Source organism: Salinibacterium sp. NG22 (assembly GCF_015864925.1).
Taxonomy (GTDB): Bacteria; Actinomycetota; Actinomycetes; order Actinomycetales; family Microbacteriaceae; genus Rhodoglobus.
Map to the genome: position 1 here is coordinate 266454 of NZ_JADYWG010000001.1, position 20677 is coordinate 287130.

Sequence of the window (20677 nt, forward strand, 5' to 3'; positions counted from 1 at the left end):
AGGGTCCTCGCCTTGGCACAATTTCTCGTAGTTTTTGACGTCGACTCCACGTTGATCGAGAACGAGGTAATCGAGTTACTCGCTGCGCGGGCAGGGTCCGAGCCGCAGGTGACGGAGATCACTACGCGCGCGATGAACGGGGAACTTGACTTCGAAGAGAGCCTTCGAGCGCGAGTAGCGACCCTGGCCGGACTGCCCGAGTCAGTGATTGCCGAGTGTGCTCGCGACATCCGCGTCACGAACGGCGCTGAGGAGCTCATAGCTGGCGTCAAAGCGGCCGGCGGCCGTGTTGCGGCAGTTTCTGGCGGTTTCCATGAGCTTCTTGATCCTCTTGCCGCGCGCCTCGGTCTGGACTACGCCCGCGCTAACCGCCTCGAAGTGAAAAACGGTCTGGTCACGGGCGCTGTCCTCGGCCCCGTAATCGACGCTCAGGCCAAAGCAGATTCACTGCGAGAGTGGGCGGCCGACTCCGACACTCCCCTGTCTCGCACCATTGCGGTCGGTGACGGCGCCAACGATCTATTGATGATGGCCGCTGCCGCGCTTTCCATCGGCATCACGGCTAAGCCGATTGTGCGAGCAAATGCTGACGTGCACATTGACACGCGTGACCTCAGCGCGGTCCTACCGCTACTGGGCCTCCGCGGCTAGAGACTCGAGAACGAAACCTCGCTAGTGACCCATTCCTAGTCCGCCATCGACGGGGATGACCGCGCCTGAGATGTAGCCGGCATCGTCGCTGGCAAGCCACGTGATCGCCTTTGCGACTTCAGCGGCCTGTGCAAAACGGTTCGCGGGAATCTGCTTGAGGTAGGCATCCTGTTGCTCGGCAGGCAACGCCGCAGTCATGTCGGTCTCAATGAAGCCGGGAGCAACAACATTGGCGGTGATCCCCCGGCTGCCGAGCTCACGAGTGAGAGACCGAGCGAGTCCAATTAGTCCGCTCTTGGAGGCGGAATAGTTGACCTGGCCGGCCGAGCCGAGCAGGCCTACAACACTCGAGACGAGGATGACGCGGCCAAATCTGGCCTTCATCATGCCTTTGGACGCACGCTTCACGACGCGGAAAGCTCCAGAGAGGTTGGTGTCGATGACATCGGTGAAGTCGTCATCGCTCATGCGCATCAGCAGCATGTCGCGGGTGATTCCGGCATTCGCTACAACGATCTCGACGGGGCCGAGCTTGGACTCAACCTCGCTGAAGGCAGCATCGATGCTTGCCGCATCCGTGACATCTGCGGTCACCGTGAGGGTGCCCTCGGGGCCCGTGCCCGATCGGGCGGTGACGGCCACGCGGTAGCCCTGAGCCACAAACTCTTCGGCAATTGCTCGGCCAATACCGCGGTTACCGCCGGTGACGAGAACGATTCGTGATTCAGTTGCTGTGGTGCTCATGGTTCCCAGCATATAGTCGCCAGCAGCGGCGTAGGCTTAGGGTGCAGTCACCTCGGCAACCTAAGAAAGCCCATGAACACTCCTGAGTCGATTACGTCGCTCCCTGAGCGGCCCGATGATGAACGGCGTCGCCGTGTCATTAACTACTCCATAGCTATGGGGATCCGCATCGTGTGCGTCCTGCTGTGCGTCTTTGTGCGGGGGTGGTGGCTTGTGCTGCCCGTGCTTGGCGCTGTCGTTCTCCCGTACGTTGCCGTCGTGATGGCCAACGTTGGTTCCCGGCGTGGAGACACGGTCACTACGCCAGGCCAATTCGCGTTGACCTCAGGTGACTCCTTCGGCGCTCAAGGAACGGATGAGGCCGCTCGGTGATCGGTGAGAGCGGCCCGAGCACACAACAGTGTTCGCGCGCAGGGTGCACAGCGCCCGCGCAGTGGAATGTTAACTGGCGAAATCCGCGCATCCACGGCTTGGATCGGGTGAAGGTGTGGCTGGCGTGTACTGACCACGTCGATTACCTCAGTGAGTATCTAACAACCCGCAATTTTCCTGTCGTAGTGAGCGATCTCACTGAGGCCGTTTCTGTGGTTCCGGATGGGAGCGGCGCATGAATCGGTGGCGCTTCGCTTTTTCTCGCCGGTGGTTTGGGTACCTAGCCTTGGTCATCGCCTTCGCTATCGGCTGCGTTTTTCTCTCACACTGGCAGTTTGACCGGCGGGAGGAAGCGGCCGCTGAAGTTGCGCGCGTCAGTGACAACTGGGACGCAACGCCTCAGGATCTCGCGAGCGTGATGCCCGAGCTCGATGAGTTCGATGTCGACAACAAGTGGATGTCGGTGGCCGTCACTGGGGAATACCTGACTGCTGAACAACTTCTTGTGCGCGGGCGACCGTATGGTGGCCAGCCGGGATTCGAAGTGCTCGTGCCTTTCAAACTCGTCAGCGGCGAAATTATTGCTGTCGACCGCGGATGGGTTCCGTCGGGAAACAGCCAAGACGAACCCGATTTTGTGCCCGCTGCCCCCACGGGACAGGTTGACCTTGTCCTCCGACTCAAGCCGAGCGAACCAACGGTCTACAACCGCTCAGCGCCCGAGGGACAGATCGCGACTATTCATTTGCCGACCGTTGCGGAACTAGTGGGCGAACCAACCTATGTCGGCGGGTACGGCCTGTTGGCGTCTGAGTCCCCCGCGGTGGCCGATATGCCACTGGCCTACCCGAAACCTCTCCTCGATGAAGGCGCGCATCTCTCCTACGCCTTCCAGTGGGTCGCTTTTGGCGTGCTTGCTTTCATTGGGCTCGCCTGGGCTGTGCGTCAGGAGTATCGTCTCGTCAACGAAGAGGATCCCGCTGAACGGGAGCGCGCTAAGAAACGTCGCGACAAGGCAGTGAAACGCGGTCCTACTGATGCGGAAATCGAAGACGCGATCCTCGACGCCTAAATAGCACCCGACGCTTCCGCTCGCGGAATAAGCCGGATGCGTCGTCGTCGCCGCGCTCCCCTAGCTAGGCGAGGCTGATGAGGTCGGCGTAGTCCTTGTTCCAGTGGTCCTCGATGCCGTCAGGCAAGATCAGAACTCGTTCAGGGTTCAAGGCTTCGACAGCGCCCTCATCGTGGCTTACAAGCACAACAGCGCCCGTGTAGCTCGCGAGAGCACCGAGAATCTCTTCACGGCTGGCCGGGTCAAGGTTGTTAGTGGGCTCATCGAGGAGGAGCACGTTGGCACCGCTCACGACGATCATTGCGAGAGCGAGACGAGTCTTCTCTCCACCCGACAGCACGCCGGCTTGCTTCGTGGCGTCATCCCCACTGAACAGGAAGGAGCCGAGAACTCGACGTGCTTCCATCTCAGTGATGTTCGGCGACGACGACACCATGTTTTCGAGAACAGAGCGCTTGACGTCAATGGTTTCGTGCTCTTGAGCGTAGTAACCAATGCGCAGGCCATGACCAGCTTCGACTTCACCGGTGTCTGGCTCATCGACGCCGGCCAGCATCCGGAGCAGGGTCGTCTTTCCCGCACCGTTGAAGCCGAGGATGACTACCTTCGAACCGCGATCGATTGCGAGGTCGACGGACGCAAAGATCTCGAGCGAGCCATAGCTCTTGCTGAGGTTGTGGCCCATGAGCGGCGTACGACCACAGGGAGCAGGATCGGGGAAGCGCAGAGCGGCAACACGATCAGCGGTCCGAACGTCGTCGAGACCGGCAAGCAGTTTCTCGGCTCGAGCAACCATCTGGTGAGCAGACGCCGCCTTGGAGGCCTTGGCCCCGAAGCGAGCAGCCTGAGCCTGAAGGGTCGATGCCTTCTTCTCGGCGTTGGCACGTTCCTTCTTGCGGCGTTCCTCATCTGACTGGCGCTGGCGCAAGTAGTGCTTCCAACCCATGTTGTACTGATCGATAAGCTGACGGTTCGCGTCGAGGTAGAAGACCTTGTTAACAGTGTCTTCGACTAGCTCAACATCGTGGCTAATCACGATCAGACCGCCACTGAAGTTCTTCAGAAATTCTCGCAGCCACACAACAGAGTCGGCGTCGAGGTGGTTTGTGGGCTCATCGAGGAGCATGGTGTCTGCGCCAGAGAACAGGATTCGCGCAAGTTCGATGCGGCGGCGTTGACCACCCGAGAGCGTGGAGAGTTGCTGGTCAAGGATGCGATCGGGAAGGCTCAGATTGCTGGCGATGGAAGCTGCCTCAGCCTCGGCGGCGTATCCGCCCAAGGCCATGAACTGATCGTCGAGCTTGCCGTAACGATCCATCGCAGCGGTGCTCACCGCGGCATCGCTGCTGCCCATCTCGTCCTGCGCCTGACGCATCTTCAATACGATGCTGCCGAGGCCGCGAGCATCAAGAATGCGGGTGCGGGCGAGGTCTTCCGGATTTCCGGAACGGGGGTCTTGCGGGAGATACCCGATCTCGCCGGTGCGCTCAATCTTGCCGCCTGTGGATTCGAGTTCCCCGGCGAGCGTCTTAGTGAGCGTGGTCTTGCCAGCGCCGTTGCGGCCAACCAGCCCAATTTTGTCTCCGCGATCGACACGGAAGTTGACGCCCTGCATCAGCATGCGTGCGCCAACGCGCAACTCGAGATCATGCACAGCAAGCACGGCAAAACGTCCAAATCTTGGGGGTTGGGGTTAGTGGGCGACAGCACCAACCAACTAGTCTACTTCCTACCATCCACTGCGCAGTGCAGTTCGGAGATTAGAGAGGCAAGAGGCTGCCATCGTGAGCATCGCTACTCGATTGTTCAAGCCAACTATTGTCGATCTCATCTTCGGGCCGAATTGGGCTGCGAGCGTCATCTACGTTGTGGCTGGAGCGGGGCTCACTGCGCTGGCTGCGCAGTTCGTGATTCCTCTGTACCCAGTTCCGATTACCGGTCAGACACTCGCCGTCATGATCGTAGGACTCTCATTGGGGGCAACTCGGGCAGCCCTGGCGATGGTGCTCTACGCCGTGCTTGGCGCGCTGGGGCTCCCGGTTTTTAGTGACGCTGGCGGAGGGCTTGACGTATTGACGGGCACCGGAGGCGGCTACATCATCGGTTACATCGTTGGCGCCTGGCTGATGGGTGCGCTTGCCGAGCGGCGCTGGGATCGAACATTCTGGAAGACAACAGCAGCTGCAGCTCTGGGAGCGGCAGCCATTTACGCAATGGGACTGCTGGGGTTGGCGCGCGCTCTGTCTAGTCTGGGCCGCGAGTACACCCTGCCGGACCTCGTCGATATCGGGGTCACACCGTTTCTAGTCGGCGCAGCAATCAAAGTGGTCCTCGCTGCAACCTTGCTCTCCTACGCATGGAGAAAAGCTCTGCAACACGATTCCCGTGCTGCAGAGCCGAACCAACAAGTTCCGGAATCTGCGAGGCGCAGAAACCTACGTTAGATCGAGAAGCCGAGAGCCCGCATCATGTCGCGACCATCGTCAGTAATCTTCTCTGGACCCCACGGGGGCATCCAGACCCAGTTGATGCGAAATGCCTCTACGACATTGTCGAGCGACTGTGCAATCTGCTCTTCGATAACGTCGGTCAACGGGCAACCCGCGGACGTGAGCGTCATGCTGATGATCAGTGCGTTGTTCTCGGGATCCCAGCTGAGGTCGTAGATGAGTCCGAGGTCGACAATGTTGACCCCGAGCTCAGGGTCTACAACATCTTTGAGAGCCTCTTCGACCTCGTCGAAAAGGGCGGGCGCCAAAACAGTAGACATACGCCTACGCTACGCTCGTGTCGGTCAAAAATCGATCATAACCTTCGTTTTCAAGGCGATCTGCAAGCTCGGGTCCGCCCTGTTCAGCAACGCGACCATCAACAAAGACGTGAACGAAGTCGGGCTTGATGTAACGAAGGATACGCGTGTAGTGAGTGATCAGCAGCAGCCCGAGACCCGTTGCTTCCTGCGCACGATTAACACCCTCGGACACAATCTTGAGGGCGTCGACGTCAAGGCCGGAGTCGGTCTCGTCGAGGACTGCGAAGCCTGGCTTGAGCAGTTCAAGCTGGAGGATCTCGTTGCGCTTCTTCTCGCCACCGGAGAAGCCTTCATTGACATTGCGGTCGGAGAAAGCTTTGTCCATACGCAGTGCCTTCATCGCACCGTTGACTTCCTTGATCCACGGGCGAAGCGCCGGAGCTTCGCCAGCAAGAGCGGTCTTTGCCGTGCGCAAGAAGTCAGCGACCTTGACACCGGGAATCTCAACCGGGTACTGCATCGCGAGGAAGAGACCTGCGCGAGCGCGCTCGTCGATGCTCATGTCGAGCACCTCAATACCATCGAGCGTGATGGAACCACTTTCGACGTGGTATTTGGGGTGACCCGCAATTGTGTAGGCAAGCGTGGACTTGCCCGAACCGTTAGGGCCCATGATGGCGTGAGTTTCGCCCTGCTTGATCTCAAGGTTGACGCCCTTGAGGATCTGCTTCGTGCCCTGCTCGGTTTCGACGCTGACGTGCAGGTCTTTGACTGACAGTACTGACATTATTTCTTTCCTTAATGGTCTCGTATGGAGAGCTATTAGCTCTCGATGGCGACGGTGTCCTCGGGGTCGATGTGGACCCCTCCGTCGTCGTCGATCTTCACTACAAAGACCGGTACAGGTTCATAGGCGGGCAAACTCAAGGGCTTACCGGTGTCGAGCGAAAAGAGTGAGCCGTGGGCCCAGCACTCGATGGCTCCGTCTTCGACGAAACCTTCCGCAAGCGAAATGTCGCCGTGAGTGCACGTGTCACCAATGGCATGGACCGTGCCGGCAGAGTCTTTTACGACACAGATCGCTGTGCCCTCAAGCTCTACGCGGTAGGCCTTGTTGGGTTCAAGTTCGTCCACGCCACACACGCGCTGAGCGGTCACGAGATGGTTCCTTCCAGCTCCGCCTCAATGGCGGTGTGAAGGCGGGCTTCGAGTTGCTCATCGCCGACCTTCTGAACGATCTCAGAGAGGAAGCCGATCACGACGAGGCGTCGTGCTTCTGACTCGGAGATACCGCGAGCCTGCAGGTAGAACAACTGCTCATCATCGAAACGGCCGGTTGCGCTAGCGTGGCCGGCACCCTGGATGTCGCCAGTCTCAATCTCAAGGTTCGGGATTGAGTCAGCGCGCGTTCCCTCGGTCAAAACGAGGTTGCGGTTCTGTTCGTAGCTATCGGTGCCGGCAGCGTGAGGGCCGATGAGGACGTCTCCGACCCATACCGTGCGTGCACCGGTGCCCTGAAGGGCACCCTTGTAGCTGACGCGACCGCGAGTTTGGGCCGCTTCATGGTGAAGGTAAACACGCTGCTCGAGGTGTTGTCCCGCATCCGCAAAATAGAGACCGTAGAGTTCGCCGTCGGCGCCTTCGCCTGACAAGTGCACCGAAGGGTTGACGCGAACAACCTTGCCGCCAAGCGACACGATCGTGTGCTTGAGCGTGGCTGAGCGTCCGACCTGTACGAAATGACTCGCGAGATGGATGGCGTCGTCTGCCCAGTCCTGAACACTGACAAAGTTCAGCGTTGCGCCTTCCTCAACAACGACCTCAACGTTCTCGCTGAGAAGTGCGGAGCCAGTGGACTCCACAATGACGGTGCCGTTGCTGTGTGGGCGCGCGGTAATCACGATGTGGCCGGCGCGTGCAGTGCTGCCCAACTCTGAGCGAGAGATTCGCACGGTTGAGTGCTCTTCGCCCGTAATGGTGATGGCGAGGGCCTGCTCGAAGCTGGTCCACGCATTGGCGGAGGCACGCTCTTCTGGCGCGCCTGCCGAAGCAATGCGCGCGTCGTCACGCGCTACCCACTCGACACTGATGCCCTCAGGGGCCTCGGTATCGATCGCGTAGGGAGCGCCGTCAAGTGCGTCGTCAAGGAGCGGTTTGATGAGCTTCACTGGCGTGAGCTTCCACTCCGCTTCTAGCCCGTTGACGGGAGCGAAATCGGTGTGTTCGAAAGACTGAGGGCGTGCTGAGCGAGTCTGAACGGGAACGAAGCCTTTTTCGCTTGCGTCCCATCCACCGTCGCTGTGAGCCGTGAGTCCGTGCTGTTCTGGTGTAACGACGGTCATTTAGCCGACGGATCCTTCCATGCTCAGTTCAATGAGCTTATTGAGTTCGAAGGCGTACTCCATGGGCAGTTCGCGCGCGATGGGTTCGATGAAGCCACGCACGATCATCGCCATCGCCTCATCTTCTTCCATGCCGCGCGACTGGAGGTAGAAGAGCTGCTCAGCGCTGACCTTGGAAACCGTTGCTTCATGGCCAAGCTGAACGTCATCCACTCGAATGTCAATCGACGGATACGTATCAGAGCGCGAAATAGTGTCGACCAACAGCGCATCACAGCGAACAGTGTTTGCTGAGTGATGGGCCTTCTCGTCAACGCGGACTTCTCCACGATAACCAGCACGACCACCACCGCGCGCCACAGACTTCGAGACGATCGAGGATGTCGTGTACGGCGCCATGTGGATCATCTTGGCTCCGGCGTCTTGGTGCTGACCGGGGCCGGCGAAGGCCACCGAAAGGGTTTCGCCCTTTGCGTGCTCCCCCACCAGGTAGATCGACGGGTACTTCATCGTGACCTTGGAGCCGATGTTGCCATCGATCCACTCCATGGTTGCGCCTTCGTGAGCGATAGCGCGCTTGGTGACGAGGTTGTACACGTTGTTTGACCAGTTTTGAATCGTCGTGTAGCGAACGCGAGCGTCCTTCTTTACGATGATCTCAACGACCGCCGAGTGAAGCGAGTCCGACTTGTAGATCGGAGCCGTGCAGCCCTCAATGTAGTGAACGTACGAACCTTCATCAGCGATGATCAGCGTGCGCTCGAACTGGCCCATGTTCTCCGTGTTGATACGGAAGTAGGCCTGAAGCGGGATCTCAACGTGGACGCCCTTGGGCACGTAAACGAAGGAACCACCCGACCACACGGCGGTGTTCAGCGCAGCGAACTTGTTATCGCCGGCGGGAATCACAGTGCCGAAGTACTCGTCAAAGAACTCGGGGTGCTCGCGCAGCGCCGTGTCAGTGTCCATGAAGATGACGCCCTTGGCTTCAAGCTCGGCGTTGATCGAGTGAAAAACAACCTCGGACTCATACTGTGCAGCAACGCCCGAAACCAGACGGTTGCGCTCTGCCTCCGGAATACCCAACTTCTCGTAGGTATCGCGAATATCTGCGGGAAGGTCCTCCCACGTCTGCGCCTGCTTTTCAGTGGAGCGCACAAAGTATTTGATGTTGTCGAAGTCGATGCCCGACAAGTCGGCGCCCCACTTCGGCATCGGTTTGCGACCGAAGAGCTCAAGGCCCTTAAGCCGCAATTTGAGCATAGATTCAGGCTCGTTCTTAAGCGTAGAGATGTCGCGAACGACCTCTTCGTTGATGCCCCGTCGCGCAGAGGCTCCCGCAACGTCGGAGTCAGCCCAGCCAAACTCATACTGGCCCATGCCATTGAGTTCCGGACGATCGATCAGCACGTCGGACATTGGTACCTCTTTTCCTGCCCCTATCAACCAAGGTGGCTGCGTTGGCATTCCTTCGCACAGCACTTTGCCGGGAATATTTAGTGGGGCCGCGTGCGCTGTGTCACAACACTGCGCGGGCGAACTTAGACTGAAACAGGACGAGCGAAAGATTCTCTCGCTGTCAACATTGACTTCCCGGCGTGGGCTGTGTTCCTGAACGCAATCCATTCTACAGGCAGAAGCCCGAAATAACAGGAGGTACGGCCGTGAACGCCGTCATCGCACGATTGCCCCAATCTGTAGACACTCGAGTGAGAATTTTTGCAGTGGCGACGCTAGTCATCCAAATACTGATCGTGGCGACGGGCGGGGCCGTTCGATTGACTGGTTCTGGCCTCGGTTGCCCTACTTGGCCGCTGTGCACCGACGCATCTCTCGTGGCAACCCCGGAGATGGGGCTGCACGGCGCTATCGAATTCGGCAATCGACTGCTATCGATCATCGTGGGGTTCGTCGCCATCCTGATGGTTCTTATGGTGCTGCGAATCCGCCGTGAACGTCGCGACCTGATGTCGCTCGCCCTTCTGATCCTCGGCGGTACCGTTCTCCAGGGACTCATCGGTGGGCTTTCCGTGCGCGTTCAGCTCGACCCCAGCATCGTAGGCGTCCACTACGCGATCTCAGCGATCCTTGTCGCGGTGAGCGCGGCCCTCGTCTATCGAGTCTGGACCGGGCTTCGTGGGACCCAGAGTGAAGTGTCGCGCCCCATCACGATCGTGACCCATGTGACGAGCCTCTTCGTCGCGTTGACGATCGTTGCCGGTATTCTCACGACCGGTGCTGGTCCGCACGCGGGCGACGATGGCACGGCGCGCAATGGTTTGGATGCGGGCATCCTGCAACACGTCCACAGTTGGCCGGGCTATGTGCTTCTCGCTACGACTCTCGCGTTGGTGATTCTGCTCGCCAAGGGCGGCCACCGTCGAATCCTTGACTTCGCAGTGATTCTGCTCGTGCTCGAAGTCGTTCAGGCCACAATCGGAATCATTCAGTCCCGTAGTGGACTGCCGATCCTTCTGGTCGGTAGCCACATGGTTATTGCTTGTGCAATTGCGGCCGCTATGACGGCCGTAGTGCTCTCGCTGCGCCCCAGCGTTACGCAGCGAGCGGCAGCCGACGAGAAGTCTTTCGCCACAACGTAGCCCGCGAGGTGCGACCCGGTGTTGCTGTGTCTGCTAGAACGGCAGCAGCGGGTCGATGCCCACCGCGAGGAATACGAGCGTCAGATAGCTGATCGAGCTGTGGAATACGCGCATAGCTTTGACGTCTCCATGACGGATCGCCGTCGAGTACAAACGGTGAGATTCGATAATGAACCAGGCGCCGCTCAGGCTCGCTACGAGCGTGTATACGATGCCCATGTCAGCAACCGGTACAAGAAGCAACGAGCACGCGACGGTTGCCCAGGCGTACAAGATCACCTGGAGTCCGACAGCGGCGCGGCCACGAACGACAGCGAGCATGGGAACGCCAACAGATTGGTACTCAGCCCGGTACTTCATTGACAACGGCCAGTAGTGCGGCGGCGTCCAAAGGAAGACAACGGCGAACAAGATCCACGCTGCCCACGAGAGATCATTGGTGACGGCAGCCCAGCCAATAAGCACGGGCATGCAACCGGCGATGCCACCCCAAATGATGTTCTGGGGTGTACGACGCTTCAAAAGAAGCGTGTAGATGAAAACGTAGAAGAGGATCGCGAACAGCGACAGCGCTGCTGCAAGCCAGTTCGTGAGCAACCCGAGCCACACAACCGAGCCGACTCCGCTGATCCACGCGAACAAGAGAGCCTCGCGGTCGCTGAGCTCGCCTGTCACGAGAGGTCGGTTCTTGGTGCGGGCCATCACGCGGTCGATATCGCGGTCGATGTAGCAATTGAAGGCATTAGCCGAGGATGCGCTGAGAATTCCACCGACCAAGGTGGCCAAAACCAGCCACAGATTAGGGATTCCGCCAGCGGCGAGCACCATAACGGGCACCGTGGTGACGAGCAGAAGCTCGATGACCCGCGGTTTCGTGAGAGCAACGTAGGCGCGAATCTTGCGAAGGATGCCAATGCGTTGCTGCTGCGTGGGGGCTTCTAAAGTGACATCCATACCTACGATTCTAAACCGCATAACAAAAACTGCTGACCGTCACCGTAGCAAGGGAGCGATCATCTACTGGGTTCCCTATACTTGGGGTGCCCGCCTGTCGGTGGCATGCTCGCGCGCACCACCAGTGCACTACGGCAAAACCACTGACCGAGCCAACGAAGGCGTGTGGCGGGTCGTTCATGTGCCCTAGCCGTTTCTGGCTAGGCACTTCGCTTGCAGAAGGGTCATTATTCTCATGGCAGCTTTTCAATGGGATCACATCGACAACAAAGCGGTAGACACCGCTCGAATTCTGGCGGCAGATGCTGTTGAGAAGGTAGGTAACGGTCACCCCGGTACCGCGATGAGTTTGGCGCCTGCAGCGTACTTGCTCTTTCAGAAGGTGATGCGTCGCGATCCGAGCGACGATCAGTGGATTGGCCGCGACCGGTTCATTCTCTCGGTGGGCCACAGCTCATTGACTCAGTACGTTCAGTTGTACCTCGCGGGGTACGGGCTTGAACTCGACGACCTCAAGGCTCTACGCACGTGGGGCTCGCTCACTCCGGGGCACCCCGAGTACGGGCACACCAAGGGTGTAGAAATCACCACGGGCCCTCTCGGGCAAGGAATCGCATCGTCTGTCGGCTTCGCTTACGCAGCACGGTACGAGCGTGGACTATTTGACCCTGAGGCTGAAGCAGGCACGAGCCCCTTCGATCACTTCGTTTATGTCATTGCCGGTGATGGCGACCTTCAAGAAGGCGTATCAGCAGAAGCTTCGTCCCTCGCGGGACACCAGAAGCTTGGCAACCTCATTGCGATCTACGACAGCAACCAGATCTCTATCGAAGACGACACCAACATCGCCTTCACCGAAGACGTTAAGATGCGCTACGAGGCCTACAACTGGCACGTACAGGTCGTCGACTGGAAGAAGACCGGCGAATACGTCGAAGACGTCGAGGCGCTCAACGCCGCGATCGAAGACGCCAAGTCCGTCACCGACCAGCCTTCGCTCATCATTCTGCGCACCATTATCGGCTGGCCAGCCCCCAGCAAGCAGAACACCGGAAAGATCCACGGATCCGCTCTGGGCGCTGAAGAACTTGCTGGCACTAAGAAGGCTCTCGGCTTTGATCCCGAACAGAGCTTCGTCGTCGACGACGACGTTATCTCTCACACGCGTCAAGCTATCGACCGTGGCAAGCAACAGCGCGCTGAGTGGACAGAATCCTTCGACAAGTGGGCTGCGGCAAACCCCGAGCGCAAGACTCTACTCGACCGTGTTCTCTCTGGTGCATTGCCTGAGGGCGTCGAAGAAGCACTCCCCCAGTTCGAAGCAGGCAAAGACGTCTCGACTCGTGCGGCAAGCGGCAAGGTACTCGGCGCTATTGGTGCCATCATGCCCGAGCTGTGGGGTGGCTCTGCCGACCTCGCCGAATCGAACCTCACCACCATCGCCGGGGCGAAGTCCTTCGTGCCGAGCGAGCACTCCACCGGCGAGTGGAGCGGAAACGAGTACGGCCGCGTACTCCACTTCGGTATCCGCGAGCACGCCATGGGCGCGATTATCAACGGCATCGTTCTTCACGGAAACACTCGTGCTTTCGGCGGAACGTTCCTGATCTTCAGCGACTACATGCGTCCTGCTGTTCGACTGGCCGCTCTCATGGGTGTGCCGTCGATCTTTGTCTGGACTCACGACTCGATCGCCCTCGGCGAAGACGGTCCTACTCACCAGCCGATCGAGCAGCTTGCTAGCTTGCGCATGATTCCTGGCATGGACGTAGTTCGCCCAGCCGACGCCAACGAGACCGCCTGGGCATGGAAGACCATCCTTGAGCGTCGTAACGGCCCAGCGGGTATCGCCCTCACCCGTCAAAACGTGCCCACATTCGATCGTGGGGATGCCGACGCGTCTGGCGAGACCTTCGCTTCCGCTGCGAACGTAGCCAAGGGAGCTTACGTGCTCGCTGAGGCGCCGAACGGAACTCCGGACGTAATCCTGATTGCCACCGGTTCTGAAGTGCAGCTCGCTGTGGAAGCGCGCGAGACGCTCAAGGCTGACGGAATCAATGCGCGCGTCGTATCCGCTCCTAGCCTTGAGTGGTTCGCCGAGCAGACCGCGGAATACCGCGAGTCCGTTTTGCCTTCTACTGTGCGTGCACGCGTATCGGTTGAAGCAGGAGTATCCACTGGATGGCGCGAGTACGTTGGCGACGCAGGTCGCAGCATCTCGATCGATCACTTTGGAGCATCCGCCGACTACAAGACTCTTTTCCGTGAGTTTGGAATCACCACCGAGGCCGTTGTGGCCGCTGCACGCGATTCTCTGGACGCCGTCTAGGCGCCCCAGATAAGGAGACAAGAAATGACTAACGAAACACCCACCGCAGCGCTCTCGGGCGTCGGCGTAAGCATCTGGCTCGACGACCTCTCGCGTGAGCGAATCAACTCGGGTGGACTCCAGTCGCTCATTGCTTCACGCAACGTTGTTGGCGTCACGACTAACCCCACGATCTTTGCCACGGCGTTGGCAAAGGGCGAGGCCTACGACGAGCAGGTCGCTGCTCTGGCGGCCAAGGGCACGAGCGTCACTGATGCTGTGTTCGAGATCACGACCGATGATGTTGCTGCCGCCAGCGACATTTTCCGCGCCGTATATGACGCAACTGACGGCCGCGATGGTCGAGTCTCGATCGAGGTTGAACCTGGACTGGCTCATGATGCCGCTGGCACGATTGCTCAGGCTCAGCAGCTCTGGGCGAAGGTTGCCCGCGAGAACGCAATGATCAAGATTCCCGCGACCGTTGAGGGCCTTGAGGCCATCACTGCAACGATCGCAGCCGGAATCAGCGTCAACGTCACCTTGATCTTTAGCTTGGCGCGTCACCGCGAAGTTATCGAGGCTTACCTCGCTGGTTTGGAGAAGGCGAAGGCTGCCGGCCACGACCTTTCGAAGATTCACTCGGTCGCGTCGTTCTTCGTCTCCCGCGTCGACACCGAGATCGACAAGCGTCTTGACGCGATCGGCACCGATGACGCCAAGGCTCTCAAGAGCAAGGCCGGTATTGCAAACGCTCGTCTTGCGTACCAGGTCTACGAGAACGCCTTCGCTACGGAGCGCGCTCAGGCTCTCATTGCCGCTGGCGCAAACAAGCAGCGTCCGCTGTGGGCTTCCACCGGTGTGAAGGACCCGAGCCTGCCCGACACGCTCTACGTCACGGAGCTTGCCGTTGGCGAGACGGTGAACACGATGCCGGAGAAGACGCTTGAAGCGACCTTCGACCACGGCGTAATCGAGGGCGAGCAGGTCACGGCTCACTACGACGCGGCAAACTTCACTCTCGACGCACTCTCCGCACTCGGAATCTCGTATGACGAGGTGACCGCGCTGCTCGAAAAGGAGGGCGTTGAGAAGTTCATCGTGTCCTGGAACGAGCTGCTCGACACCGTGTCAGCTGCTCTTGAGGCCGCAAAATGAGTGTGAAGCTTGCAGTATCCGGTGCGGCGGCAGAAGCCGTCGACCGCATCGTTCCGCAGCTCGTCAATGATCTAGTTGCAAGCCGCATCACTGGCGGCGACGCAACTCTCTGGGGCCCTGCGGCCGAAGAAGAGTCGGCGAAGCGCCTGGGCTGGGTCGAAGCTGTTTCCGTCGGTCGGCCGATGATCGAGGACATCTACGCTCTGCGCGACAAACTGCGCGCCGACGGCGTGGATCACTTTGTCCTCGGCGGTATGGGCGGTTCGTCGCTTGCCCCTGAGGTCATTACTCGCACGTACGGAGTTGAACTCACAGTTCTCGACTCGACAGACCCCGCACAGGTGCAGGCTGCCCTCGCGGATCGTCTTCAGTCGACGGCCGTCGTCATCTCGTCCAAGTCGGGCTCTACGCTCGAGACTGATTCCCAGAAACGCATCTACGAAAAGTTCTTCACGGATGCCGGAATCGACCCACGGGAGCGCATCGTAATCGTCACTGATCCCGGTTCGCCGATGGATGTCGCGGCTCGCGCTGCGGGATACCGCGTGTTCAACGCTGATCCCAACGTCGGCGGCCGTTACTCGGCGCTCACCGCCTTCGGACTCGTTCCGTCTGGACTGGCTGGTGTCGATCTGACCGAGCTTCTCGACGAGGCCGAAGCCGTCATGGTTGAGCTTGCTGTCGACAACGAGAGCAACCCTGGTCTCGTGCTTGGCGCTGCGATTGCAGGAACTGACCCGCTGAAAGACAAGCTCGGCATCGTGACCGACGGAACCCACATCCTCGGCTTTGGAGATTGGGCTGAGCAGCTCATCGCTGAGTCGACGGGAAAGCTCGGCAAGGGACTTCTTCCCGTTGTCCTGCGCACTGACTCCCCCGAGGTCACGGAAGGTTTGGATGACCTCCAAATCGTTCGACTCGTCGGAGACTGGGACGACACCAAAGAGGTAGCAGAGGGCGAGATTGAAATCGCTGGTTCGCTCGGTGGACAGTTGCTGCTCTGGGAGTACGCCACTGTCGTCGCTGGTCGCCTTCTCGGCATCAACCCCTTTGATCAGCCCGATGTTGAGGCTGCAAAGAACGCAGCGCGGGAACTCATTGATAACCCGACTCCTCAGCAGGCGCCTGCCTTCTCGGTTGGCGACATCGAGGTTCGGGGCACCGAGGGCGTAGTGGCTGATAGCAGCGACCTCGCCGGAGTTGTGTCTTCGCTTCTGTCCTACCTCGATGACGACGGTTACGTCGCCATTCAGGTCTACGCCGACCGCACTGGCTACCCGGAACTTTCGGAACTTCGAGAGAAGACTGCGGCGCGCGCCAAGCGCCCAGTCACTTTCGGTTGGGGACCCCGGTTCCTGCACTCCACTGGTCAGTTCCACAAGGGCGGGCCTGCAATTGGTGTGTTCCTTCAAATCATTGTGGTCGAAGAATCTGATCTGCAGATTCCCGACCGTCCATTCACGTTTGGACAGCTCATCCGCGCTCAGGCTGCCGGTGACGCTAGCGTGCTTGCTGAGCACGGCCGCCCCGTCTTGAGCCTCACGGTATCGAACCCGAAGGTGTCGTTGCCGCAGGTTCTCGACGCGATCGGATAGCTGCAGCACGTACGTGCCGCACGTAGAGGAGAAGTATGTCCCCCGTTGACATCAGTGCTGAATTCAATCCCCTGCGGTTGAGTTCTGACCGCAGGCTTAACCGTATTGCTGGTCCGAGCGCTCTGGTCATTTTTGGCGTAACCGGCGACCTGTCGCGCAAGAAGCTCATGCCGGCCGTCTATGACCTCGCCAACCGGGGGCTACTTCCCCCAGGCTTCGCACTCGTCGGCTTTGCTCGACGAGACTGGGAAGACCAAGACTTCGAGAAAGTCGTTCACGACGCTGTCAAACAGTACGCTCGCACGCCTTTTGACGAGGATGTGTGGAAGCAGCTGGCTCAAGGCATTCGCTTCGTGCAGGGTGAGTTTGATGATGCCGCGGCCTTCGAACGCCTGAAGGACACACTCTCCGATTTGGATAGTGAGCGAGGCACGATGGGCAACCACGCGTTCTATCTTTCGATCCCTCCGAAGTCATTCCCGCAGGTAACGGAGCAGCTCCGTAACTCCGGGCTCGCAGAACAGCGCGACGGGCAGTGGAGTCGCGTTGTCATCGAGAAGCCATTCGGTAGCGATCTCACGACGGCTCGCGAGCTCAATGACGTCGTTGAATCGGTATTCCCTCCCGACAGTGTGTTTCGCATCGATCACTATCTGGGCAAAGAGACCGTTCAGAACATCCTCGCGTTGCGCTTTGCCAATCAGCTCTTTGAGCCGATCTGGAACTCCAACCACGTCGATCATGTTCAGATCACGATGGCAGAGGACATCGGAGTTGGGGGCCGGGCCGGGTACTACGACGGAATCGGCGCAGCTCGCGACGTCATCCAGAACCACCTCCTTCAGCTTCTCGCTCTCACGGCGATGGAAGAACCTGTTTCTTTTGACGCCGCGGATCTGCGCGCCGAAAAGGAGAAGGTACTTTCGGCGGTTCGCCTTCCTGACAATCTTGGCGAGCACACCGCGCGCGGGCAGTATGCCGGCGGTTGGCAAGGTGGCGAAAAGATCACCGGTTTCCTCGAAGAAGACGGGATGAATCCCGAATCCGAGACAGAAACCTACGCAGCGATTCGCCTCGACATTGGCACGCGTCGATGGTCAGGCGTTCCGTTCTACCTCCGCGCTGGAAAGCGTCTCGGACGACGGGTCACCGAAATTGCCGTCGTCTTCAAGCGCGCTCCGCAGTATCTCTTTGAAGAGAGCCGCACTTCGGCGCTGGGGCAAAACGCTCTCGTAATCCGCGTACAGCCCGATGAGGGCGTCACGATTCGCTTCGGGTCGAAAGTTCCCGGCGCCGAAATGCATGTGCGCGACGTCACCATGGACTTCGGCTACGGCCACGCGTTCACCGAGGCCAGCCCCGAAGCTTACGAACGACTCATCCTCGATGTATTGCTTGGCGATCCGCCGCTGTTCCCTCGTCACGAAGAGGTCGAGCTTAGCTGGAAGATTCTCGATCCCATTGAAGAGTTCTGGGCAACGCAAGGCGCACCGGAGCAGTACCGTCCAGGCACGTGGGGTCCCAAATCTGCCGACGACCTCATGGAACGCGATGGACGAGTCTGGAGACGACCATGATTGTTGATCTGCCCAACACCACAACCGCGAAAATCTCGAAAGCGCTCGTGCGCATTCGAGAGGATGGCGGTGCGGTCGCGTTAGGTCGCGTGCTCACGCTCATCATTGCGACCGAGTTCGGCAACGAAGAAGAAGCAATTGAAGCGGCAAACGACGCCTCGCGTGAACACCCGATGCGTGTACTGGTTGTGTCAACGAGCAGCGCGTCATCCGCTCGTGACGACGACGCTCGCGTTGATGCTCAGATTCGTGTTGGCGGAGACGCCGGTGCGAGCGAGGTAATCGTTGTCACCGCCCACGGAGATGCCGCACTCGACCAGGAGAGCCTCGTCACTGGATTGCTCCTGCCCGATGCTCCCGTCGTCGCGTGGTGGCCCGGTGAAGGCCCTGCTAGTGCCTCACAGTCACCAATCGGTCGTATTGCACAGCGCCGCATCACCGATGCGGCTGCCAGCACCAACCCGCTGGATGCAATGCACCGCATGTGCAAGACCTACGTACCTGGTGACACAGACTTCGCGTGGACCAGACTTACGCTGTGGCGCGCGCAGCTTGCCGCTGTGCTGGATCAGCCTCCGTACGAGGCCATCACCGCCGTCACCGTCAGTGGCGCCGCCGATTCCGCCTCCACGATGCTGCTCGCAGCCTGGTTGCAGATGCAGCTCAAAGTGAAGGTCACGCTGCACGTGGCTGAGGGCTCGCCTGTTCCCACCGGCATCCACGCCGTCATCCTTGAGCGAGCATCGGGCACGATCACGCTCGAGCGCAACATGGCCAACATCGCAACGTTGACACAGCCAGACCAGCCCGTGCACGACATTTCGCTGCCACGGCGCAGTCTTCGCGACTGTCTGGCGGAAGAACTCCGCCGCCTCGACCCTGACAGCCTCTTTGGTGACGTGGTTCGTCACGGTGTCAGCGAGATCACTGGGGTTCAGATCAACAACTCTACGAAGGCGAAGAGCGAATGAGTAACGAACGTCGTGCGATAGTCCACACCGATAAAGCGAAGCTGGCGAAAGCTGTTGCTGCGCGCTTTCTCTCGAAAGTCCCCCACTTCATCGCCGAGTTCGATGAAGCAACCGTGGTTCTTACCGGTGGAAGTATGGGGATAGCAGTTCTCGAAGCCATCAATAAGTCGTCCAAACGCGACGGTGTTGACTGGTCACGCGTTAACTTCTGGTGGGGCGATGAGCGTTGGCTGCCTGCCGGCGATCCCGAGCGCAACGATGTTCAGGCGCGCGCTGCTCTGCTCGATCACATCCCCGTCGACCCCAGCCGTGTCCACGCCGTTGCGGCATCCGACTCGGGTCTCACTCTGGATGACGCGGCTCAGGCTTATGCCAACGACCTGGCAGCTCACTCCGCACGTAACGGCAAGTACCCGAACTTCGACATCGTCTTCCTCGGGGTCGGCCCGGACGGTCACATTGCTTCGCTCTTTCCGGAGCGCGAAGGCATCCGTGAAACCGAGCGAACCGTTATTGCTGTGCGCAACTCCCCCAAGCCCCCTGACGAACGAGTGAGCCTCACGCTGCCAGTGATCAACTCTTCAGTTCGAATCTGGGCAGTCGTTGCCGGAAGCGATAAAGCTTCCGCTTTGGGACTCACTCTGGCCGGTGCCAGCTACAACGAGGTTCCCGCAGCGGGCCTTGAAGGCCGTCGCAAAACCTTGTTCTTTGTCGATTCCGACGCCGCAGCCCAAGTTCCGGCATCGTTGATCGATCCTGGGCAGTTCTGGACCAGCGCAGACTCCACGGACGAGCACTAAACCTCAGATGCGGTTTTAACGAACAGAGGCCCCAACCGATTCGGTTGGGGCCTCTGTTCTTAGGCTTGTGTCGACCGCACTATGCGATGTTAAAAGACCACGCTGACAGCGATCGTGCTATTCCGCGGTAGCCGTGCCACGACGGGTTCGAAGCTGCAGAAGAGCCTCATCGAGGAGCTCAGTCGCTTCGTCATCGCTGCGACGCTCTTTGACGTAGGCAAGATGGGTTTTGTAGGGCTCCAGTTTCGAAGCCGACGGCGGGTTCTCCTTGTCGCGGCCCGCGGGAAGACCGGACGACGGGCAATCAATCGTCGCGGGGATTTCGTCGTCGGGAACGTTCGCCGAGAACGACCTTACGGTTTCGTTCCCGAGAGCGTCCCAGTACGAGATCTGCACGCGTTCAGCGTGAAAACCACGATCTTGTTCCCCCATGGGGCCCGAGCCAACGCGCGACCCACGAATTGCACTTCCGCCTGCTGCCACTGTGTTCCTTCGTTTGCTAAAACTGGAGGTTCTTAAGCGCCGTTGTATTTGGTGATGAGACCGAGTACGACGATGCAACTGATCCATACGACGCCCAGGATCACAGTGATGCGGTTCAGGTTGCGTTCTGCAACACCGGAAGCACCCAGATTGGACGTGGTTCCCCCGCCGAACATGTCGGAGAGACCTCCACCGCGTCCGCGGTGAAGAAGGATGAGAAGTGTGAGCAGCAAGCTCGTAATGCCGAGCAATACCTGCAGCACAACTTGGAGAATTTCCACAAAGAACCTTTCGAACA

Annotated in this window: 22 protein-coding genes; 12 read left to right on the forward strand and 10 right to left on the reverse strand. The window is 59.4% G+C overall.

What is annotated here, in order from left to right; translation table 11 throughout:
• Positions 1 to 12: 12 nt before the first annotated feature.
• Positions 13 to 651 carry a phosphoserine phosphatase SerB gene (gene serB, locus I6E81_RS01355; protein WP_197105629.1) on the forward strand — a complete coding sequence of 213 codons (639 nt, stop codon included), beginning with the start codon at positions 13 to 15 and terminating at the stop codon, positions 649 to 651.
• 21 nt (positions 652 to 672) lie between these two features.
• On the opposite strand, the gene I6E81_RS01360 is transcribed toward serB, so the two are convergent.
• The gene (locus I6E81_RS01360; RefSeq protein WP_197105630.1) at positions 673 to 1395 is read right to left on the reverse strand and encodes a beta-ketoacyl-ACP reductase; all 723 of its coding nucleotides are present in this window, start codon (positions 1393 to 1395) and stop codon (positions 673 to 675) included.
• A 72-nt stretch (positions 1396 to 1467) separates the two neighbouring features.
• On the opposite strand from I6E81_RS01360, the gene I6E81_RS01365 reads away from it, so the two are divergent.
• From I6E81_RS01365 to I6E81_RS01370, 3 genes are read left to right on the forward strand one after another with little or no spacing between them, the layout of a single operon-like run.
• Positions 1468 to 1767 (forward strand): DUF3099 domain-containing protein, encoded by a 300-nt coding sequence (locus tag I6E81_RS01365; protein ID WP_197105631.1) that lies wholly within the window; start codon positions 1468 to 1470, stop codon positions 1765 to 1767.
• On the forward strand, positions 1767 to 2006 hold the full coding sequence (locus tag I6E81_RS14285) for a hypothetical protein (protein ID WP_307784136.1): 240 nt from the start codon (positions 1767 to 1769) through the stop codon (positions 2004 to 2006). Before I6E81_RS01365 ends, I6E81_RS14285 begins: the two co-directional genes overlap by 1 nt.
• Positions 2003 to 2839 (forward strand): SURF1 family protein, encoded by an 837-nt coding sequence (locus tag I6E81_RS01370; protein WP_197105632.1) that lies wholly within the window; start codon positions 2003 to 2005, stop codon positions 2837 to 2839. Before I6E81_RS14285 ends, I6E81_RS01370 begins: the two co-directional genes overlap by 4 nt.
• 64 nt (positions 2840 to 2903) lie before the next feature.
• Here the strand turns inward: I6E81_RS01370 and I6E81_RS01375 are convergent, their stop codons facing one another.
• Positions 2904 to 4502, reverse strand: a complete 1599-nt coding sequence (locus tag I6E81_RS01375) for an ABC-F family ATP-binding cassette domain-containing protein (RefSeq protein ID WP_197105633.1) — start codon at positions 4500 to 4502, stop codon at positions 2904 to 2906.
• A gap of 121 nt (positions 4503 to 4623) precedes the next feature.
• On the opposite strand from I6E81_RS01375, the gene I6E81_RS01380 reads away from it, so the two are divergent.
• Positions 4624 to 5283, forward strand: a complete 660-nt coding sequence (locus I6E81_RS01380) for a biotin transporter BioY (protein WP_197105634.1) — start codon at positions 4624 to 4626, stop codon at positions 5281 to 5283.
• Here the strand turns inward: I6E81_RS01380 and I6E81_RS01385 are convergent.
• The 5 genes from I6E81_RS01385 to sufB are packed head-to-tail and all read right to left on the reverse strand — an operon-like array spanning position 5280 to position 9352.
• Positions 5280 to 5609 (reverse strand): metal-sulfur cluster assembly factor, encoded by a 330-nt coding sequence (locus I6E81_RS01385; RefSeq protein WP_100388990.1) that lies wholly within the window; start codon positions 5607 to 5609, stop codon positions 5280 to 5282. The genes I6E81_RS01380 and I6E81_RS01385 overlap by 4 nt on opposite strands.
• A gap of 4 nt (positions 5610 to 5613) precedes the next feature.
• Positions 5614 to 6378 carry a Fe-S cluster assembly ATPase SufC gene (gene sufC, locus I6E81_RS01390; protein WP_197105635.1) on the reverse strand — a complete coding sequence of 255 codons (765 nt, stop codon included), beginning with the start codon at positions 6376 to 6378 and terminating at the stop codon, positions 5614 to 5616.
• A gap of 35 nt (positions 6379 to 6413) precedes the next feature.
• On the reverse strand, positions 6414 to 6749 hold the full coding sequence (locus I6E81_RS01395) for a non-heme iron oxygenase ferredoxin subunit (protein WP_197105636.1): 336 nt from the start codon (positions 6747 to 6749) through the stop codon (positions 6414 to 6416).
• Complete coding sequence (gene sufD / locus I6E81_RS01400; RefSeq protein ID WP_197105637.1) at positions 6746 to 7933, reverse strand: Fe-S cluster assembly protein SufD; 1188 nt, start codon at positions 7931 to 7933, stop codon at positions 6746 to 6748. The genes I6E81_RS01395 and sufD overlap by 4 nt, the downstream gene beginning before the upstream one ends.
• Entirely contained in the window at positions 7934 to 9352 is a 1419-nt protein-coding gene (gene sufB, locus I6E81_RS01405; protein ID WP_197105638.1) for a Fe-S cluster assembly protein SufB, read from the reverse strand.
• 290 nt (positions 9353 to 9642) lie between these two features.
• On the opposite strand from sufB, the gene I6E81_RS01410 reads away from it, so the two are divergent.
• The gene (locus I6E81_RS01410; protein ID WP_307784077.1) at positions 9643 to 10533 is read left to right on the forward strand and encodes a COX15/CtaA family protein; all 891 of its coding nucleotides are present in this window, start codon (positions 9643 to 9645) and stop codon (positions 10531 to 10533) included.
• 33 nt (positions 10534 to 10566) lie between these two features.
• On the opposite strand, the gene I6E81_RS01415 is transcribed toward I6E81_RS01410, so the two are convergent.
• Positions 10567 to 11487 (reverse strand): heme o synthase, encoded by a 921-nt coding sequence (locus I6E81_RS01415; RefSeq protein WP_197105640.1) that lies wholly within the window; start codon positions 11485 to 11487, stop codon positions 10567 to 10569.
• A gap of 235 nt (positions 11488 to 11722) precedes the next feature.
• Between I6E81_RS01415 and tkt the strand changes: the two genes are divergently transcribed.
• Genes tkt through pgl form a run of 6 tightly spaced genes read left to right on the forward strand, consistent with a single transcriptional unit; the run spans position 11723 to position 19896 of the window.
• Complete coding sequence (gene tkt / locus I6E81_RS01420; RefSeq protein ID WP_197105641.1) at positions 11723 to 13816, forward strand: transketolase; 2094 nt, start codon at positions 11723 to 11725, stop codon at positions 13814 to 13816.
• A 24-nt stretch (positions 13817 to 13840) separates the two neighbouring features.
• On the forward strand, positions 13841 to 14953 hold the full coding sequence (tal, locus tag I6E81_RS01425; RefSeq protein ID WP_197105642.1) for a transaldolase: 1113 nt from the start codon (positions 13841 to 13843) through the stop codon (positions 14951 to 14953).
• Positions 14950 to 16548, forward strand: coding sequence for a glucose-6-phosphate isomerase (locus I6E81_RS01430; protein ID WP_197105643.1), 1599 nt, complete (start codon positions 14950 to 14952; stop codon positions 16546 to 16548). The genes tal and I6E81_RS01430 overlap by 4 nt, the downstream gene beginning before the upstream one ends.
• Before the next feature lie 35 nt (positions 16549 to 16583).
• A complete protein-coding gene (gene zwf / locus I6E81_RS01435) occupies positions 16584 to 18125 on the forward strand; it encodes a glucose-6-phosphate dehydrogenase (protein ID WP_197105644.1) in 1542 nt (513 codons plus the stop codon).
• A complete protein-coding gene (locus I6E81_RS01440) occupies positions 18122 to 19096 on the forward strand; it encodes a glucose-6-phosphate dehydrogenase assembly protein OpcA (RefSeq protein WP_197105645.1) in 975 nt (324 codons plus the stop codon). Before zwf ends, I6E81_RS01440 begins: the two co-directional genes overlap by 4 nt.
• Positions 19093 to 19896, forward strand: a complete 804-nt coding sequence (gene pgl, locus I6E81_RS01445) for a 6-phosphogluconolactonase (protein WP_197105646.1) — start codon at positions 19093 to 19095, stop codon at positions 19894 to 19896. The genes I6E81_RS01440 and pgl overlap by 4 nt, the downstream gene beginning before the upstream one ends.
• A 117-nt stretch (positions 19897 to 20013) precedes the next feature.
• Here pgl and I6E81_RS01450 read toward each other — a convergent pair whose 3' ends face one another.
• Both I6E81_RS01450 and secG read right to left on the reverse strand, forming a co-directional pair.
• Positions 20014 to 20379, reverse strand: coding sequence for an RNA polymerase-binding protein RbpA (locus I6E81_RS01450; protein ID WP_197105647.1), 366 nt, complete (start codon positions 20377 to 20379; stop codon positions 20014 to 20016).
• Between the two features lie 32 nt (positions 20380 to 20411).
• A complete protein-coding gene (gene secG, locus I6E81_RS01455) occupies positions 20412 to 20660 on the reverse strand; it encodes a preprotein translocase subunit SecG (RefSeq protein WP_197105648.1) in 249 nt (82 codons plus the stop codon).
• Between the last annotated feature and the right edge of the window lie 17 nt (positions 20661 to 20677).

Excerpts from the sequence above, each read along its gene's own strand:
- I6E81_RS01360 (WP_197105630.1), bottom strand. The coding sequence starts at position 1,395 with ATGAGCACCACAGCAACTGAATCACGAATCGTTCTCGTCACCGGCGGT.
- I6E81_RS01365 (WP_197105631.1), top strand. The coding sequence starts at position 1,468 with ATGAACACTCCTGAGTCGATTACGTCGCTCCCTGAGCGGCCCGATGAT.
- I6E81_RS01370 (WP_197105632.1), top strand. The coding sequence starts at position 2,003 with ATGAATCGGTGGCGCTTCGCTTTTTCTCGCCGGTGGTTTGGGTACCTA.
- I6E81_RS01385 (WP_100388990.1), bottom strand. The coding sequence starts at position 5,609 with ATGTCTACTGTTTTGGCGCCCGCCCTTTTCGACGAGGTCGAAGAGGCT.
- sufC (WP_197105635.1), bottom strand. The coding sequence starts at position 6,378 with ATGTCAGTACTGTCAGTCAAAGACCTGCACGTCAGCGTCGAAACCGAG.
- sufD (WP_197105637.1), bottom strand. The coding sequence starts at position 7,933 with ATGACCGTCGTTACACCAGAACAGCACGGACTCACGGCTCACAGCGAC.
- sufB (WP_197105638.1), bottom strand. The coding sequence starts at position 9,352 with ATGTCCGACGTGCTGATCGATCGTCCGGAACTCAATGGCATGGGCCAG.
- I6E81_RS01415 (WP_197105640.1), bottom strand. The coding sequence starts at position 11,487 with ATGGATGTCACTTTAGAAGCCCCCACGCAGCAGCAACGCATTGGCATC.
- tkt (WP_197105641.1), top strand. The coding sequence starts at position 11,723 with ATGGCAGCTTTTCAATGGGATCACATCGACAACAAAGCGGTAGACACC.
- tal (WP_197105642.1), top strand. The coding sequence starts at position 13,841 with ATGACTAACGAAACACCCACCGCAGCGCTCTCGGGCGTCGGCGTAAGC.
- I6E81_RS01430 (WP_197105643.1), top strand. The coding sequence starts at position 14,950 with ATGAGTGTGAAGCTTGCAGTATCCGGTGCGGCGGCAGAAGCCGTCGAC.
- zwf (WP_197105644.1), top strand. The coding sequence starts at position 16,584 with ATGTCCCCCGTTGACATCAGTGCTGAATTCAATCCCCTGCGGTTGAGT.
- I6E81_RS01440 (WP_197105645.1), top strand. The coding sequence starts at position 18,122 with ATGATTGTTGATCTGCCCAACACCACAACCGCGAAAATCTCGAAAGCG.
- pgl (WP_197105646.1), top strand. The coding sequence starts at position 19,093 with ATGAGTAACGAACGTCGTGCGATAGTCCACACCGATAAAGCGAAGCTG.